We start from the raw sequence: 15,398 nt of genomic DNA on the forward strand, positions 1-15,398 counted from the left end.
GTGTGTTTGGGTTGTTCGGCGTAGGGGGGATAGCGCCTTTGCGGAAATTCCCCCCGATCTCGTGTAAGAAGCAGTTTTAGGAGACGCGGCCGGCACCCACCCCCCCCCCACCGAGGAGGCGCCCGGTGCGGGCATTCGACAGGGTGCGCGGATCGAGCAGCGACGGGTCCGGCACCCGCCGCCGCCAGTCCTCCAGGCCGGCCATCGACCGGGGCAGGAAGTTGGCGCCGAGCAGGATTCCGTAGGCCGGGTCGGCGAGTGTGACCTCGTGACCGAGCCCGCGCAGGGTGTGCGCGATCGCGCCGACGCCGTCCCGGATCTCCGGGTGCAGCGCCGTCGGGGTCGCGGTGAACGGGCGGCGCAGCGACAGCGCGATCCGCAGCGGACCCGGGGCCCGGTCGACCGCATCGCGGAGGGGGACCGGTCGCGGGGTGTGCCGATCGCCGTCGTGCGGCCCCGCGACGAGGTCGAGCAGCAGCGCGGCGTCGGCGACCGTGCGGGCGAGCGGACCGATCACCGTGATGCCATGGAACGCCTCCGGGTCCGGCCAGGTGGAGATCCGTCCGCGCTGCGGCTTGATGCCGACCAGATTGGTCCAGGCGGCGGGGATGCGGATCGAGCCGGCGCCGTCCGACCCGAGCGCGGCGGGCACCAGCCCGGCCGCGACCGCGGCGGCGCTGCCGCCCGACGAGCCACCCGGGGTGCGCTCGCGCGACCACGGGTTGCGGGTGTGCCCGAAGTGGCCACCGGTCAGCGGCCACTGCCCGAACTCCGGGCTGGTGGTCTTGCCGACGATCACCGCGCCCGCCGCGCGGAGGCGACGCACCGCCTCCGAGTCCGCGGCCTTGGCGGGGAAGCGGCCCGGTGCGCCGAATGCGGTCGGTTCCCCGGCGACGTCGACGTCGTCCTTGACGGCGATCGGCACCCCGAGCAGCGGCAGCCGCTCGCCCGCGGCGCGGCGACGGTCCGCGTCGGCGGCCTCGGCGAGCGCGGCGGCGCGGCGGACCACCGCGAACGCGTTCAGCGTGGGTTGACTCGCCGCGATCGCGTCCAGGCTGCGGGTGACCATCGCCACCGAGGTGGCCTCCCCGTCGGCGATGGACCGGGCGCACTCCGTCAGCGACGGCCATCCGTGGTCGGTCCTCGTCGTCTCGATCCGCACCTGCCCGTGACCGGTGTCCACGCTCATCTCCCGCCCCCTGTTCGTTCGAACGAACGGTAGCAGCGGCGCGGCCGCCTGTCCGGCGATGTCCGCGGCGCGTGGGAGAATCACCCGGTGAGGTTGTACCGGGATCATGCGGTGGTGCTGCGCCAGCACAAGCTGGGCGAGGCGGACCGCATCGTCACCCTGCTCACCCGGCAGCACGGCCTGGTGCGGGCGGTGGCCAAGGGAGTGCGGCGCACGAAGTCGAAGTTCGGGGCCCGCCTCGAACCGTTCGCGCACGTCGACGTCCAGCTGTATCCCGGCCGCTCCCTCGACGTGGTCACCCAGGTGCAGACCCTCGACGCGTTCGCCACCGACATCGTCGACGACTACGGCCGCTACACCACCGCATGCGCGATCCTGGAGACGGCCGAACGGCTGTCCGGGGAGGAGCGGGCGCCCGCGCCGCGGCTGCACCGGCTGACCGTCGGTGCACTGCGGGCGGTCAGCGACCAGATCCGGCCGCCGGAACTGGTCCTCGACGCGTTCCTGCTGCGCGCGATGGGATTCGCCGGCTGGGCCCCCGCCCTCGACGAGTGTGCCCGGTGCGCCGCCCCCGGCCCGCACCGCGCCTTCCACGTCGCCGCAGGTGGCGCGGTGTGCGTGCACTGCCGCCCACCCGGCGCGGCAACCCCCTCGCCCGGGGTCCTCGACCTGATGGTCGCCCTCGACCGCGGCGAATGGGTGCACACCGAGGCCGCGCCCGCCGCGATCCGGGCGCAGGCGTCCGGGCTGGTCGCCGCGCACCTGCAGTGGCATCTGGAACGGCAACTGCGGACGCTGCCGCTGATCGAGCGGTCCCGGCCGCACGCCGCCGCCCCGGACCCCGACCGGCCGGGGGTCGTCGGGCAGGATGAGGGACGTGATCCGACGACGCGCACCGCAAGCCTCGCCTGACCGGGAGATCCGGCCGCCACGCCCGCACTCGTCCGGTGCTCGGGCCCCGATCATCCAGCCGGAACTGGTTCCCCGGCACGTCGCGCTGGTGATGGACGGCAACGGCCGCTGGGCGCAGGACCGTGGCCTGCCGCGCACCGCAGGACACGAACGCGGCGAGGCCGTCCTGATGGACACGGTCGAGGGCTGCATCGAGATCGGCGTGAAGTGGCTCTCGGCGTACGCGTTCTCCACCGAGAACTGGAAGCGCAGCCCCGACGAGGTCAAGTTCCTGATGGGCTTCAACCGGGACGTGATCCGGCGGCGGCGCGACGAGATGCACGAGATGGGGGTGCGGGTCCGCTGGGCGGGCCGCAGGCCGCGGCTGTGGGCGTCGGTGATCAAGGAACTCGAGATCGCCGAGGAGCTGACGAAGGACAACGACGTCATGACCCTGACGATGTGCGTTAACTACGGTGGACGCGCCGAGATTGCCGACGCGGCACGGGAAATCGCGCGCCGCGTCGCGTCCGGCGAGATCAACCCGGAGAAGATCACCGAGGCGACGGTCGCGCGATACCTCGACGAGCCGGACATGCCCGACGTTGACCTGTTTCTGCGCCCCTCCGGCGAACTGCGCACCTCGAACTTCCTGATCTGGCAGTCCGCCTACGCGGAGATGGTGTTCCAGGAGAAGCTGTTCCCCGACTTCGACCGCCGCGACCTGTGGGCGGCGTGCGTCGAATACGCGTCCAGGGACCGGAGATTCGGCGGGGTGACGGAGCAGTGACCGCCGACGCAGCCGATGCCCTGCAGGGTCGGTCCCGGGACGCCCTCGCGCACTTCGTCGCCGTCACCGAAACCGCGGACGGTTCACTGGGATTCGAGTACGGCGGGGCGCTGTGCTCGCTGCGGGCGGTGACCCTGGCGCCGGGTCTGGATGTGCTGGCGTTGACGGCGGTGCTCGCCTGGGATCGGCCGACGAGCACCACCCTGCACCGCAAGGTCGCGGAGAAGAACGCGGCACTGCAGTTCGGGCTGGTCTCGGTGATCACGCGCGGCCGGTTCGCGGACGTCATCCTGCGCTACACGTTCCCGGCGGCCGGGCTCACCGATGAGGCGCTGACCACGATGCTGCTGCTGGTGCTGTCCGGCGTCGAGGACAGCAGGCAGGGATTGATTCCCTAGCGAACGGTCCTTCTGCCGGCGCTGCCGCGGTCGTATCGTGGGGTCTGATCCCACGGACGAGCCGAGGTGGCAGTGATGGGACTCGACCAGGACATTCAACCCGTGCCGATGCGCCGGGACGTGGCAGAGGTGGTCGGTGGCCTGCGGGCAACGTTCGCGTCCGGCCGAACCAGGCCCGCGGAGTGGCGGATTGCGCAGCTGAGGGGGATTGAGCGGTTCGTCGTCGAACGGGAGGACGAGATCGCGGACGCGCTCGCCGCGGACCTCGGGCGGGCGGCGTTCGAGGCGTGGACCCTCGACATGTCCCCGGTCCGGATCGAGGCCGCCTACGTGCGGGCCCGGCTCCGGCGCTGGATGCGGCGGAGCATGCGTCCCATCCCGTCGGCCCTGATGCCCGCGGTCGGATGGGTGCAGTACGAGCCGGTGGGGGTGGTGCTGGTCATCGGCGCCTGGAACGCGCCGATGACCCTGGCGTTGTGGCCGCTGATCGATGCGGTCGCCGCCGGAAACTGCGTGGTGCTCAAGCCGTCCGAGCTCGCCCCCGCCACCTCCCGGCTGCTGGCACGACGCCTGCCCGAGTACGTCGACCCGGATGCCGTTGTGGTGGTGGAGGGGGACGGCTCCGCGACCCAGCGGCTGCTGGCGCAGGGCGTCGACCACTGCCTGTACACCGGCGGCACCGAGGTCGGCAGGAAGGTGATGGCCGCCGCCGCCCCGCAACTGACACCGGTGACGCTGGAGATGGGCGGAAAGTCGCCCGCGATCGTCGCGTCCGATGCGGACCTGGACGTCACGGCACGCCGGATCGCGTGGGCGAAGCTGCTCAACGCGGGGCAGGTCTGCATTGCCCCCGACTACCTGCTGGTGGAGCGGGCGGTGCGGGAGCCGCTGCTTGAGCGGCTGGTGACCACGATGGCGCGGTTCCGGTCCGCTGCCGCGACGCCGGGCATGCGGATCGTGAACGAGCGTCACTTCGACCGGCTCGCCGGGCAGCTCGCGGCGACCCGCGCGACGGTGGTGGCGGGCGGCGGCGTGGACCGGTCCACGCTCACCGTCGAACCCACCGTCCTGGTCGACCCGCCCGCCGACGATCCGCTGATGACGGACGAGATCTTCGGCCCGGTCCTGCCGGTGCTGGCGGTCGACTCCGTCGACGAGGCCATCGACTTCGTCACCGAGCGGCCGAAACCGTTGGCGGCCTACGTCTTCACACGGTCGAAGGAGGTGCGGCGGCGGGTGCTCGACGAGGTGACCGCCGGGGCGATCGTGGTCAATCACCTCATCTACCACGCCTCGGTGCCGCAGCTCCCGTTCGGCGGGGTCGGCCCGAGCGGGATGGGCCGCTACCGCGGCAGGGATGGATTCGTGACGTTCAGCAATCGGAAGGCGGTGCTGGTCAAACCCTTCCGGCCGGACTTCCGGTTCGCCTACCCGCCCTACACCGACCGCGCGCAGGCGATCATCCGCAGGCTGCTTTGAGCCGCGACGCCTACTGCTTCGGGGTCAGCGCGGCGAGGGCGGCGGTGAGGTCGGCCTCGACCCGCGCCCGGTCGACGCCGAGCCCGCTCAGCGGTCCCGCGCCGTCCTCGACCTCGAGCAGGGCCAGCAGGACGTGCTCGGTGCCGATGTAGTTGTGGCCGAGTCGAAGTGCCTGCCGGAACGTGAGTTCGAGGGCCTTGCGGGCGGCGGCGTCGTAGGGGATCAGCTCGGGCACCTCGGCGGCCGGGGCGGGCAGCGCCGCGGTGACGGCGGCGCGGATCGCGTCGGCGTCCACGCCCTGCTTCCCGAGCAGCAGCAGCGCAAGCGACTCCGGCTCGACGAGCAGGCCGAGGGTCAGGTGCGCGGGGGTGATCGCGGTGGCGCCGGCGGCCTTCGCCTCGTTGTGGGCGGCCGCGACGATGTTGCGGGCCCGCGGGGTGAACTGGTTGAAGCCCTGGTTCGGGTCGAGGCTCGCCGCGGTGCCCGGGTCCTTCGGGGTGAACCGCTTCTGCGCGGCCTGCTTGCTGACGCCCATGCTGGCGCCGATGTCCGTCCAGGACGCGCCGGTGCGGCGGGCCTGATCGACGAAGTGGCCGATCAGGTGGTCGGCGACGTCGCCGAGGTGGTCGGCGGCGAGCATCGCGTCGGCGAGTTGTTCGAGGGGATCGGTGTGGACCTTCTTGATCGCCTCGATCAGGTCGTCGAGGCGGATCGTTGGGGAGAACTGCGTCGGTTCGGTCATGCGTCAACTGTAGGTTGACGCATGACCAATCGTCAACCCTGGGTTGACGCTCGGGTGCGGGTGTCGCACCCGCGGCAGGTGCCGAAGATTTCCACCGTGTGGCTCACGTCGCTGAATCCGTTCGCCTCCGCGATCGTCTGCGACCACCGCTCGACCTCCGGGCCGTCGACCTCGACCGTGAACCCGCACGACCGGCAGACCAGGTGATGGTGGTGGCCGGAGGAGCAGCGCCGGTACACGGACTCGCCGGTATCGGTCCGCAGCATGTCGACCGTGCCCGCCTCGGCGAGGGTCTGCAGCGTGCGGTACACCGTCGTCAGCCCGATGCCCTCGCCGCGCCGGCGCAGCTCCTCGTGCAGGTCCTGCGCCGACCGGAACTCGTCGATCTCGTCGAGCAGTGCCGAGATCGCGCTGCGCTGCTTGGTTGCGCGAACGCCGACGGCGACGGGCGTGCGGGGCTTGTCGGTCACGAGTGTCCTTCCTCGGCGTGCGCGACGGCGTCGATCACGATGTGGGCCAGGTGGTCGTCGACGAGACGGTAGACGACCTCGCGTCCGGACCGATCGCCGCGCACCACGCCCGCCGACTTGAGCACCCGCAGATGCTGGCTGATCAGCGGCTGGGTGACCTGCAGCGCGTCGACGAGTTCGTGCACGCACCGCGGCGTCTCGCGGAGCTGCAGGACGATCGCGATCCGCACCGGCGCGGCGAGGGCGCGCAGCAGCTCGCCCGCGTCGTGCAGGATGTCGCCGCCCGGCAGATGCGCAGGGGGAGCGGGGGTCGCGGCGTGGGTGCGCACGTCCTGGCCGTCGGTGATGCTCACGCCGGGATTCTCCTTCGCCGGGTCCGATGCCACCCAGGGCCTTATTGCAAACAGTATCCATTTTGATATGCATGAGTGTGCATGTCAATCGAGGAATTGGGTGCGGTGCCCGGTCCCGATAGGCTGGTCACGCACGTCCCCACCCACACGGCATCTATTACCCAGATGGAGAGCTTTCCCAGTGGCACCCAAGTCCAAGGTCGAAACCGTCGCCAACCTCGCCAAGCGTCGAGGACTCGTCTTCCCCTGTGGTGAGATCTACGGCGGCACCCGGTCCGCCTGGGATTACGGGCCGCTCGGCGTCGAGCTCAAGGAGAACATCAAGAAGCAGTGGTGGCGCTCGATGGTCACCGGCCGCGACGACGTCGTCGGCCTCGACTCGTCGGTCATCCTGCCCCGCCAGGTGTGGGTCGCGTCCGGGCACGTCGGCGTGTTCAACGACCCGCTCGTCGAATGCCTGAACTGCCACAAGCGGCACCGCCAGGACCACCTGCAGGAGGCGTACGCGGAGAAGAAGGGGATCGACAACCCCGACGATGTCGCGATGGACGTCCTCGGCTGCCCCGACTGCGGCACCGTCGGCCAGTGGACCGAGCCCCGCGACTTCAACATGATGCTCAAGACCTACCTCGGCCCGGTCGAGTCCGAGGAGGGTCTGCACTACCTCCGCCCGGAGACCGCGCAGGGCATCTTCGTCAACTTCGCGAACGTGCTCACCACCTCCCGCAAGAAGCCGCCGTTCGGCATCGGCCAGATCGGCAAGAGCTTCCGCAACGAGATCACCCCCGGCAACTTCATCTTCCGCACCCGCGAGTTCGAGCAGATGGAGATGGAGTTCTTCGTCAAGCCCGGCGAGGACGAGGAGTGGCACCAGTACTGGATCGACACCCGCCTCGCCTGGTACACCGACCTCGGGATCAACCCGGACAACCTGCGCCTGTTCGAGCACCCCGAGGACAAGCTCTCGCACTACTCGAAGCGCACCGTCGACATCGAGTACCGCTTCGAGTTCCAGGGCAGCGAGTGGGGCGAGCTTGAGGGCGTCGCGAACCGCACCGACTACGACCTGCGGGTCCACGAGGAGTCCTCCGGGCAGGACCTCAAGTACTTCGACCAGGCCAGCGGTGAGCGCTACACGCCGTACGTCATCGAGCCCGCCGCGGGCCTGACCCGCTCGCTGATGGCGTTCCTCGTCGACGCGTACACCGAGGACGAGGCCCCGAACGCAAAGGGCGGCGTCGACAAGCGCACCGTGCTGCGCCTCGACCGTCGTCTCGCGCCGGTGAAGGCCGCCGTGCTGCCGCTGTCCCGCAACGAGGCGCTGTCGCCGAAGGCGAAGGACCTCGCGGCCACCCTGCGTAAGAACTGGAACGTCGAGTTCGACGACGCGGGCGCGATCGGCCGCCGCTACCGTCGCCAGGACGAGATCGGCACCCCGTTCTGCATCACCGTCGACTTCGACACCCTCGACGACCACGCCGTCACGGTCCGCGAGCGCGACACCATGGAGCAGGAGCGGGTCTCGCTCGACAAGGTCGAGGGCTACCTCGCGCAGCGCCTGCTCGGGGCGTAGGCGGCTCCGCCGCCCGTGAGTCCTTCTGGCCCCTGCTCGGGCCGAAAGGACTCACGGGCGCGCAGCGCCTGCGCGAGTGTCGTCAGAACCGGCCGCTGCGGCTGATCCGGCCGGAACTGCTCGGTCCGCCGAACGATCCGGGTGAGCGGCCGCCGCCGCGGGATCCGCCGCCCCGATTGCCCCAGCCGCCGCTCCTCCCGCCGCGGATCATCGAATCGATCAGGATGCCGCCGAGGATCGCGCCGGTATTCACCCCCGACGACTGCGGCCGCCGACTGGCCTCCCACTGCTGCACATCCGACTGCGCCAGCCGCAGCGCCCGGCCGCTGAGATCCCCGGCCGCCCGCGAATGCTGCAGGGCCGTCGCCGGATCGGACTGGCTCAGCTGCCGCGCCGCGTCCAGATGCCGCTGCGCCTCGGATAGCCGGGTCCGCGCCTCCGCCCCGACCGCGCCCCGCCGCGTCGCGACGAAATCGGTGGCGGCGGTGATCTGCGCCTGGGCCGCGGTGATGTCCTGGGTCAGGCGCTGCGCGGTCCGCTCGGCGTTCGCCTTGGCCTCGTTCGCGGCGGCAAGGATCGTGTCGAGGGCGCTGTCCGCCTTCGCGAGTTCGGTGAACGCGCCGAGCGGGTCGCTGCCGCTGGTGGCCTCCGCCGCGGCGACCGCCGCCTCCGCCGCCGACTTGGCGGCGGCAAGGTCCGGCCCGCCGTGCCCGGCGAGGGCGTCGGCGTCGGCGATGTCCTTGCGGGCGTCCGCGATCGCGGCGGGCAGCGTCGCCATCGCGGTGCGAATGTTGTCGGCGGCATGGTCGACGCCGTCGAGCAGTTCCCGAACCTGATCCAGCGCGCCCTCGGCGGCCCGGATCGCGACCACCGCCGGACCCTGCTTGCCCGCAGGCAGCGCGACCGCGTCCCGGCCCGCCGTGATGTTCTGGTCCGCGTACGCCAGCTGCTCCCTGGCGAGGGCGATGTTGCCGTCCACCGAGGCCAGGGCCGGGGCCGGGAACTCGCCGCGCAGGGCGGTCAGAACGGACTCGGATTCGGGGATCCGGACCGTCATCTCCACCGTCCGCTGGGTGAGGGCGTCGAGCCGGGCGGGCGCGTCGATCAGCAGGTCCCGCATCCCGTCGAACTCGGTGACCCGATCGTTGAGTTCGCGGTCGGCGCGGCTGCAGGTCGCGATCAGCTCGACGAGCATGTCCCGTTGCTGGTCCGGGGTTTCGGGGATGTCGTCGTCGAGGCGCTGGCGGATCGCGAACGCCGACGCCAGCGTCGACCGGGCGGCGTCGTAGGCCGCGGTGAACGGCGCGGTCGCCGCGTCGCCGAACTCGCCGCGCGCCAGGTTCAGTTCCTCCTCGCTGGTGCGGATCGCGTTGTCGGTCTCGACGAGCACCTCCTTGGCGCGGGCGTCGAGGGTCGCGATCGGCAGCGTCGCGAGCACGGCCGGATCCGTCCAGTCCACGTCGGCGGCGGCGGATCCGCCGCGGCCGGTGCGGGTCTTGCGGCGCCGGGTGTAGAGCACCGCGCCGCCCGCGGCGACGACGGCGACCCCGCCGAGCACCAGGTAGGTGACCCCGGACCCGGATCCGGTCCCGGACATCGCGTCCGACAGCCCACCGGCCGCGGACACCGCGGCGCCCGCCCAGTCGCCCTCGCGCAGCGCGGGCACCACCGCGTCCCGTTCGATCGCCGCGACATCGCTCTCGCTCACCCCGGACAGCGAGGAGGGCACGTCGAACGCGTAGGCCCCGTCCTCGGTGGCGACCGCGAGCAGCGCCGCCTCGTCCCCGAGCCCGCTCATCGCGACGGTGCGGCTGGCCCAGGCGTCGGCGTCGACACCGCCGAAGGAGGCGACGTACACCACCCACAGCTGGGTCCGGTGCTCGTCGAACAGGGCGTCCAGCGCGGCCTGGACATCGGCGCGCCCGGACGCGTCGAGCATCCCGTCCGGGTCGGTGATCTGGGACGGCAGCCGGAGCGGGGCGTCCGCCGATGCGGTGGCGGGCAGGCCGAGCAGGGCGAGCAGTGCGGCGACGACGGCCAGGGTCGCGGCGACGGGCCGCCCGCCGCGGCGAAGTGCAGATGACATGTGTCCGAATCTATCGGCTGGCGCGGCCTGCGCGGCGCGGCTCGCGGTCACTGGCAGACTTGGGGAGTGAGTTACGCAGCTGCCCGCCGACACGACGACGAGCGCCTCGGGTTCGCTGGCACCCTCGGCCGGTGGACGCGCCGGGTCGTCGTCGGGGCGATCGTGATCGGGATGCTGCTGGTCGGCGGGACCGCGGTGCGGGTGTGGCAGGTGGCGCGGATCAACGACACCCGGCAGGCGGACGCGATCGTGGTGCTCGGCGCGGCGCAGTACTCGGGGACGCCGTCGTCGGTGTTCGAGGCGCGGCTGGAGCAGGCCGTCAAGCTGTTCGAGCGGGGCATCGCGCCGACGGTGATCACCGTCGGCGGCAAGCAGGTCGGTGACCTGTACACCGAGGCCGCGTCGGGCAAGAACTACCTGATCTCGCGGGGGGTTCCGGCGGACCGGATCATCGCGGTCGAGGAGGGGGAGGACACGCTGCTCAGCATCGAGGGCGTCAGCCGGGTGATGGGGGAGCAGGCGATGACGTCCGCGGTCCTGGTCAGCGACCCGTGGCACTCGCTCCGCACCCGCACGATGGCCCGCGACGCCGGGCTCGCGGCGTGGACGGCGCCGACCCGGCAGGGGCCCGCCGTCTTTACGCGTGAATCGCAGTTCCACGGAATAGCAAGGGAGACAGGAGCATTGCTGTGGTATCAGCTGACCCACTTCTCCGCGGACTTCCCGTACACGGCCGGGCAGTGATCGTGCCGGGATACACCGACCACGACCTCGACCGGCAGATCGGGGAGTCGCCGAAGAGCGCTGGCCTGCCCGGCACCTCCGCCCCGCGCAGCGACTTCGCCAGGGACCGGGCGCGGGTCCTGCACAGCGCCGCGCTGCGCAGGCTCGCCGACAAGACCCAGGTCGTCGGCCCCCGCGACGGCGACACCCCCCGCACCCGGTTGACGCACTCGATCGAGGTCGCGCAGATCGGCCGCGGCATCGCCGACGGGCTCGGCTGCGACCCGGACCTCGTGGACCTCGCGGGCCTCGCCCACGACATCGGGCACCCGCCGTACGGGCACAACGGGGAGAAGGCGCTCGACGAGGTCGCCGCCGACTGCGGCGGATTCGAGGGCAACGCGCAGAACCTGCGGATCCTGACCCGCCTGGAACCGAAGGTCCTCGACGGTGACGGCGTCAGCGCCGGACTGAACCTGACCCGCGCCGCCCTCGACGCCGCAATGAAGTACCCGTGGACCCGGCCGACGCCCGGCGCGAAGTTCGGGGCATACGACGACGACGCCGGGATGCTGGCGTGGGTGCGCGAGGGTGCCCCGGCGGGCCGCCAGTGCCTCGAGGCGCAGGTGATGGACTGGGCCGACGACGTCGCGTACTCCGTGCACGACGTCGAGGACGGTGTCATCGCCGGCCGCATCGACCTGCGCGCCCTCGCCGACCCGGTCGAGCGGCGGGCGCTCGCCGAGATGGGCGCCGCCGAGTTCCGGGGACTCGTCGTCGACGACCTCGTCGACGCCGCGGGCAGGCTGTCGGTGCTGCCGGTCGTCGTCGCGGTCGGCCGGTACGACGGCACCGTCGGGTCGGCGGTGGCGCTGAAGAACCTGACCAGTGAGCTCGTCGGCCGGTTCGCGACCGCCGCGGTCACCGCGACCCGGGACGTCGCGGGCGGGTCGCCGCTGACCCGCTACGCCGCGGACCTGGTGATCCCGCCGGTCGTCGCCGCCGAGGTGGCGTTGCTGAAGACCGTCGCGCTGCGGTACGTGATGTCCGATGCCGGGCACCGGGCGAAGCAGGACCGGCAGCGGGACCGCATCCACCGCGTCGCCCAGTGGCTGCTGCAGACCGCGCCGACCTGCCTCGACCCGATCCTGCTTCCCGCGTGGCGGCGGGCGGGCGACGACGCGGCCCGCACCAGGGTGATCGTCGACCAGATCGCGTCCTACACCGAGAGCCGACTCGAACGCGTCGACCGGCAGAGCCTCGGCGCGCAGGCCGCCTGGGGCTGACCGCGGCTACGGCAGGACCTGCGCCAGCACCCGCAGGGTGTTGCCGCCCATGATCGCCCCGATGTCGGCGTCGCTGTGGCCCCGGTCCCGCAGCTCCTGCGTGATCACCGCGATCTCGCTGGTGTCCCACGCGACGGTGGTTGCGCCGTCGTAGTCGCTGCCGAGCGCCGCGGTCGCCAGCCCCCCGACCGCGATCACATGCTCGATCGCGTCGACCACCGCGGCCGGGGTCAGCGCGCACACCGCGGCATCCCAGTAGCCGATGCCGACCACCCCGCCGGTCGCCGCGACGCCGCGGATCTCGTCGTCGGTGAGGTTCCGGTTCACCGCGCACGTCGCCTGCACCCCGCCGTGGCTGGCCACCACCGGCTTCGTTGCCAGGGCCAGCATCTCCGCGATCGCCGGGTGGCTGGCGTGCGCGATGTCGATGACGACCCCGCGCCGCTCCAGCTCCGCGAACACCCGGCGGCCGAGGTCGGTGAGCCCGCCCTTGTCGACGCCGTGCATCGAGCCAGCGGTCTCGTTGTCGAAGAAGTGGGTGAACCCGGCCATCCGCATCCCGGCGTCGAAGAGCCGGTCGACGTTCTCGATCCGTCCCTCGAGGTTCTGCAGCCCCTCCACCGAGAACAGGGCGCCGGTCACCTCGCGGCCGGCAGCCCGGTCGGCGAGCAGCGCCTCAAGGTCGCCCCGGCTGCGGATCACCCGGAGTTGGTCGTCGGATGCGGCGGCGGCCTTGCCGAGCTTCTCCGCGTGGTACAGCGACCGTTCCAGGATCGACCCCCAGGTGCGGGGCGGCTGCAGCTGCGCGACACCGAGCAGGGTGATGTTGTCGCTGTCGCCGGTGTTGGCGTCGTAGTTCTGGCCCTTCGGCGACTTCGACACCGAGGAGAACACCTGCAGCGCGACGTTCCCGTCCTGCAGCCGGGGCAGGTCCATGTGCCCGCGGGAGGAGCGTTCGAGCAGGTCGCGGTCCCACATCAGGGTGTCCGAATGCAGGTCCGCGATCAGCAGGCCGTCGTGGAGTTGCCGGGTCTGCTCCGACACCTCCGGCAGGGCGGTGTCGACGATCTTGTTCTGCGCCCGCTCGACAAGTCCGGGGGCGAGCGCGAAGAACGCGGCCGCGGCGACGAGGACGAACACGGCGACACCGACGAGGGCGCGGCGCACCCAGCGGCGTGACGAGGACGACATGGCGCGAATCCTAGATGCCGTGCCGGACGGCCCGAGCGGAGCCGCCTAGACTGTCGACCGTGGCCGGCCGAATTCCTGAACGAGACATCGCGGCCATTCGGGAGCGCACCCGCATCGAGGACATCGTCGGGGAGTACGTCGCGCTGAAGAACAGCGGCGGGGACTCGATGAAGGGCCTGTGCCCATTCCACGACGAGAAGTCCCCGTCCTTCCATGCCAGGCCCAACCACGGCACCTTCCACTGCTTCGGCTGCGGGGAGGGCGGCGACGTCTACTCGTTCCTGCAGAAGATCGAGCACGTCTCGTTCGTCGAGGCCGTCGAGCAGCTCGCCGACCGGCTGGGCTACACCATCTCCTACGAGGGCGGCGGACCGTCCGTTCAGCGCGACCGCGGCACCCGCGCCAGGCTGGTCGCGGCGAACGCGGCGGCGCAGAAGTTCTACGCGCAGCGGCTGCGGGAACCGGACGCGCAGGCCGCCCGCGACTACCTGACGGAACGGAACTTCGACGGGCAGGTCGCGTTGACGTTCGGGTGTGGCTACGCGCCCGACGGCTGGGACACGCTGACCAAGCATCTGCTGTCGCAGGGATTCGAGGCGAAGGAGATCGTCGACGCGGGCCTGGCGACGCCCGGCAAGCGGGGCACCCCGATCGACCGGTTCCGGCGCCGACTGGTGTGGCCGATCCGCAACCTCGGCGGCGACGTCATCGGGTTCGGCGCCCGCAAGCTGTTCGATGACGACACCATGCCCGGCAAGTACATCAACACGCCGGAAACCATGCTGTACAAGAAGTCTCAGGTGCTGTTCGGTCTCGACCTCGCGAAGCGGGACATCGCGAAGGGTCATCAGGCGGTCGTCGTCGAGGGCTACACCGACGTGATGGCGATGCACCTGGCTGGCGTGACGACGGCGGTCGCGGCGTGCGGCACCGCGTTCGGCGACGACCATCTCGCGATGCTGCGCAGGCTCCTGATGGACGACAGCTACTTCCGCGGCGAGGTGATCTACACCTTCGACGGCGACGCGGCCGGTCAGGCGGCCGCGATGAAGGCGTTCGAGGGTGACCAGAAGATGGCCGGGCAGACGTACGTCGCGGTCGCGCCGGACGGCATGGATCCGTGCGAACTGCGGCAGGCGTCCGGCGATGCGGCGGTCCGCGACCTGGTGGCCCGGCGGGTGCCACTGTTCCGGTTCGTCGTGAAATCGTTGCTGGCCGAACATGATCTGGACACCGCCGAGGGGCGGGTCCAGGCGTTGCGGCGCACGGTGCCGGTGGTGGCCCGGATCAAGGACACCGCGCTGCGCGAGGACTACGCACGGCAGTTGGCTGGCTGGGTCGGCTGGGACGACATCACCGCCGTCGTCCGGCGGGTGCGGGACGAATCGCGCCGCGCCGGATCCCGGCGCGGGAAGACGCAGCCGGAGAACAGGTTCCGGGAGGAGGCGCCCGCGCCCGCGGCACCCGAGGGTCCGCAGCGGCCGAACCCCCGCGACCCGACGCTGTGGCCGCAGCGGGACGCGCTCAAGGCCGCGCTGCAGTACCCCGCGATCGCCGGGTCCGTCTTCGACTCGCTGCCCGCGGAGACGTTCACCCACCCCGCGTACGCGCTGGTGCGGCAGGCGATGGCCGACGCGGGTGGCACCGCGGCGGGCCTCGGCGGCGCCGAATGGATGGACGCCGTCGCGAAACTCGCCGACCCGCTGCAGTCCCTCGTCACCGAGCTGGCGGTGGAGCCGATGCGGGCGTCCGACGTCCCCGACTACATTCCGCGGGTCCTCGCCCGGCTGCAGGAGGTGTGGGTGGGGCAGCAGGTTGCCGACCTCAAGTCGCGGCTGCAGCGGCTGTCGCAGGCGGACCACCCGGACGAGTACATGTCGCTGTTCGGGGACCTCGTCGCGCTCGAGCAGTACCGGCGCAGCCTCCTGGAGCAGGCGGTCGGCGACAACGCCGAGGAGTTCTAGCGGCGCAGCTGGTCGCGGGGGACGAGGATCGTCGTCTGCTCGTCGATCGGCTTGAGCGGTTCGAGCTTGGGCTGCGGGTTGAGGCTGTCGGAGAGCTTCTGCCGTCCCACCTCGATCGCCTTCTTCGTCGCCGGGCTCTCGATGATCGCCTTCGTGGTCCGGGTGATCTGTTCGTAGCGGGCGCGGCCGGCCTTCGTGCCGAGCACGTATCCCGCGGCAACCCCGATCAGCAAGCGCATCATGAACTGCTTATCCCTCCTGTC

Annotated in this window: 14 protein-coding genes and 1 pseudogene; 8 read left to right on the plus strand and 7 right to left on the minus strand. The window is 71.5% G+C overall.

The window, feature by feature from the left end; genetic code table 11:
• Nucleotides 1-1,189 (minus strand): annotated as a pseudogene (locus tag ACFWQG_RS14500) (amidase); the annotation flags it as partial.
• Nucleotides 1,190-1,276: 87 nt separating this feature from the next.
• Here ACFWQG_RS14500 and recO point away from each other — a divergent pair.
• The 4 genes from recO (at nt 1,277) to ACFWQG_RS14520 (ending at nt 4,747) form a co-directional block, all read left to right on the plus strand.
• Complete coding sequence (recO, locus tag ACFWQG_RS14505; protein WP_378508325.1) at nt 1,277-2,101, plus strand: DNA repair protein RecO; 825 nt, start codon at nt 1,277-1,279, stop codon at nt 2,099-2,101.
• Complete coding sequence (locus ACFWQG_RS14510) at nt 2,058-2,870, plus strand: isoprenyl transferase (protein WP_378508326.1); 813 nt, start codon at nt 2,058-2,060, stop codon at nt 2,868-2,870. The genes recO and ACFWQG_RS14510 overlap by 44 nt, the downstream gene beginning before the upstream one ends.
• Nucleotides 2,867-3,268: a hypothetical protein gene (locus ACFWQG_RS14515; RefSeq protein ID WP_378508327.1), complete on the plus strand. Its 402-nt coding sequence runs from the start codon at nt 2,867-2,869 to the stop codon at nt 3,266-3,268. The genes ACFWQG_RS14510 and ACFWQG_RS14515 overlap by 4 nt, the downstream gene beginning before the upstream one ends.
• Before the next feature lie 75 nt (nt 3,269-3,343).
• A complete protein-coding gene (locus ACFWQG_RS14520) occupies nt 3,344-4,747 on the plus strand; it encodes an aldehyde dehydrogenase family protein (protein ID WP_378508328.1) in 1,404 nt (467 codons plus the stop codon).
• Between the two features lie 10 nt (nt 4,748-4,757).
• Here ACFWQG_RS14520 and ACFWQG_RS14525 read toward each other — a convergent pair whose 3' ends face one another.
• The 3 genes from ACFWQG_RS14525 to ACFWQG_RS14535 are packed head-to-tail and all read right to left on the minus strand — an operon-like array spanning nt 4,758 to nt 6,288.
• The gene (locus ACFWQG_RS14525) at nt 4,758-5,489 is read right to left on the minus strand and encodes a Clp protease N-terminal domain-containing protein (protein ID WP_378508329.1); all 732 of its coding nucleotides are present in this window, start codon (nt 5,487-5,489) and stop codon (nt 4,758-4,760) included.
• A 32-nt stretch (nt 5,490-5,521) separates the two neighbouring features.
• Nucleotides 5,522-5,959: a Fur family transcriptional regulator gene (locus tag ACFWQG_RS14530; protein ID WP_378508330.1), complete on the minus strand. Its 438-nt coding sequence runs from the start codon at nt 5,957-5,959 to the stop codon at nt 5,522-5,524.
• Entirely contained in the window at nt 5,956-6,288 is a 333-nt protein-coding gene (locus ACFWQG_RS14535) for an ArsR/SmtB family transcription factor (protein WP_378508431.1), read from the minus strand. Before ACFWQG_RS14535 ends, ACFWQG_RS14530 begins: the two co-directional genes overlap by 4 nt.
• 205 nt (nt 6,289-6,493) lie before the next feature.
• Between ACFWQG_RS14535 and ACFWQG_RS14540 the strand changes: the two genes are divergently transcribed.
• Nucleotides 6,494-7,885 carry a glycine--tRNA ligase gene (locus ACFWQG_RS14540; protein ID WP_378508331.1) on the plus strand — a complete coding sequence of 464 codons (1,392 nt, stop codon included), beginning with the start codon at nt 6,494-6,496 and terminating at the stop codon, nt 7,883-7,885.
• A gap of 82 nt (nt 7,886-7,967) precedes the next feature.
• Here ACFWQG_RS14540 and ACFWQG_RS14545 read toward each other — a convergent pair whose 3' ends face one another.
• Nucleotides 7,968-9,971, minus strand: a complete 2,004-nt coding sequence (locus ACFWQG_RS14545; RefSeq protein ID WP_378508332.1) for a TPM domain-containing protein — start codon at nt 9,969-9,971, stop codon at nt 7,968-7,970.
• 171 nt (nt 9,972-10,142) lie between these two features.
• On the opposite strand from ACFWQG_RS14545, the gene ACFWQG_RS14550 reads away from it, so the two are divergent.
• Together ACFWQG_RS14550 and ACFWQG_RS14555 are read left to right on the plus strand one after the other, a co-directional pair.
• Complete coding sequence (locus ACFWQG_RS14550; RefSeq protein ID WP_378508432.1) at nt 10,143-10,715, plus strand: YdcF family protein; 573 nt, start codon at nt 10,143-10,145, stop codon at nt 10,713-10,715.
• Nucleotides 10,712-11,980 (plus strand): deoxyguanosinetriphosphate triphosphohydrolase, encoded by a 1,269-nt coding sequence (locus ACFWQG_RS14555; protein WP_378508333.1) that lies wholly within the window; start codon nt 10,712-10,714, stop codon nt 11,978-11,980. Before ACFWQG_RS14550 ends, ACFWQG_RS14555 begins: the two co-directional genes overlap by 4 nt.
• Nucleotides 11,981-11,986: 6 nt before the next feature.
• Here ACFWQG_RS14555 and ACFWQG_RS14560 read toward each other — a convergent pair whose 3' ends face one another.
• On the minus strand, nt 11,987-13,171 hold the full coding sequence (locus ACFWQG_RS14560) for a dipeptidase (protein WP_378508334.1): 1,185 nt from the start codon (nt 13,169-13,171) through the stop codon (nt 11,987-11,989).
• Between the two features lie 59 nt (nt 13,172-13,230).
• Between ACFWQG_RS14560 and dnaG the strand changes: the two genes are divergently transcribed.
• The gene (gene dnaG, locus ACFWQG_RS14565; protein ID WP_378508335.1) at nt 13,231-15,135 is read left to right on the plus strand and encodes a DNA primase; all 1,905 of its coding nucleotides are present in this window, start codon (nt 13,231-13,233) and stop codon (nt 15,133-15,135) included.
• Here the strand turns inward: dnaG and ACFWQG_RS14570 are convergent.
• Entirely contained in the window at nt 15,132-15,377 is a 246-nt protein-coding gene (locus tag ACFWQG_RS14570; protein WP_378508336.1) for a hypothetical protein, read from the minus strand. The genes dnaG and ACFWQG_RS14570 overlap by 4 nt on opposite strands.
• Nucleotides 15,378-15,398: the final 21 nt, after the last annotated feature.

This window comes from Rhodococcus sp. NPDC058532 (assembly GCF_042719255.1).
GTDB lineage: Bacteria > Actinomycetota > Actinomycetes > Mycobacteriales > Mycobacteriaceae > Rhodococcus_G.

What these genes read in the sequence shown, in the direction of transcription:
- ACFWQG_RS14510 (WP_378508326.1), top strand. Translation starts at nt 2,058, where the DNA reads ATGAGGGACGTGATCCGACGACGCGCACCGCAAGCCTCGCCTGACCGG.
- ACFWQG_RS14520 (WP_378508328.1), top strand. Translation starts at nt 3,344, where the DNA reads ATGGGACTCGACCAGGACATTCAACCCGTGCCGATGCGCCGGGACGTG.
- ACFWQG_RS14525 (WP_378508329.1), bottom strand. Translation starts at nt 5,489, where the DNA reads ATGACCGAACCGACGCAGTTCTCCCCAACGATCCGCCTCGACGACCTG.
- ACFWQG_RS14545 (WP_378508332.1), bottom strand. Translation starts at nt 9,971, where the DNA reads ATGTCATCTGCACTTCGCCGCGGCGGGCGGCCCGTCGCCGCGACCCTG.
- ACFWQG_RS14550 (WP_378508432.1), top strand. Translation starts at nt 10,143, where the DNA reads ATGCTGCTGGTCGGCGGGACCGCGGTGCGGGTGTGGCAGGTGGCGCGG.
- ACFWQG_RS14560 (WP_378508334.1), bottom strand. Translation starts at nt 13,171, where the DNA reads ATGTCGTCCTCGTCACGCCGCTGGGTGCGCCGCGCCCTCGTCGGTGTC.
- ACFWQG_RS14570 (WP_378508336.1), bottom strand. Translation starts at nt 15,377, where the DNA reads ATGATGCGCTTGCTGATCGGGGTTGCCGCGGGATACGTGCTCGGCACG.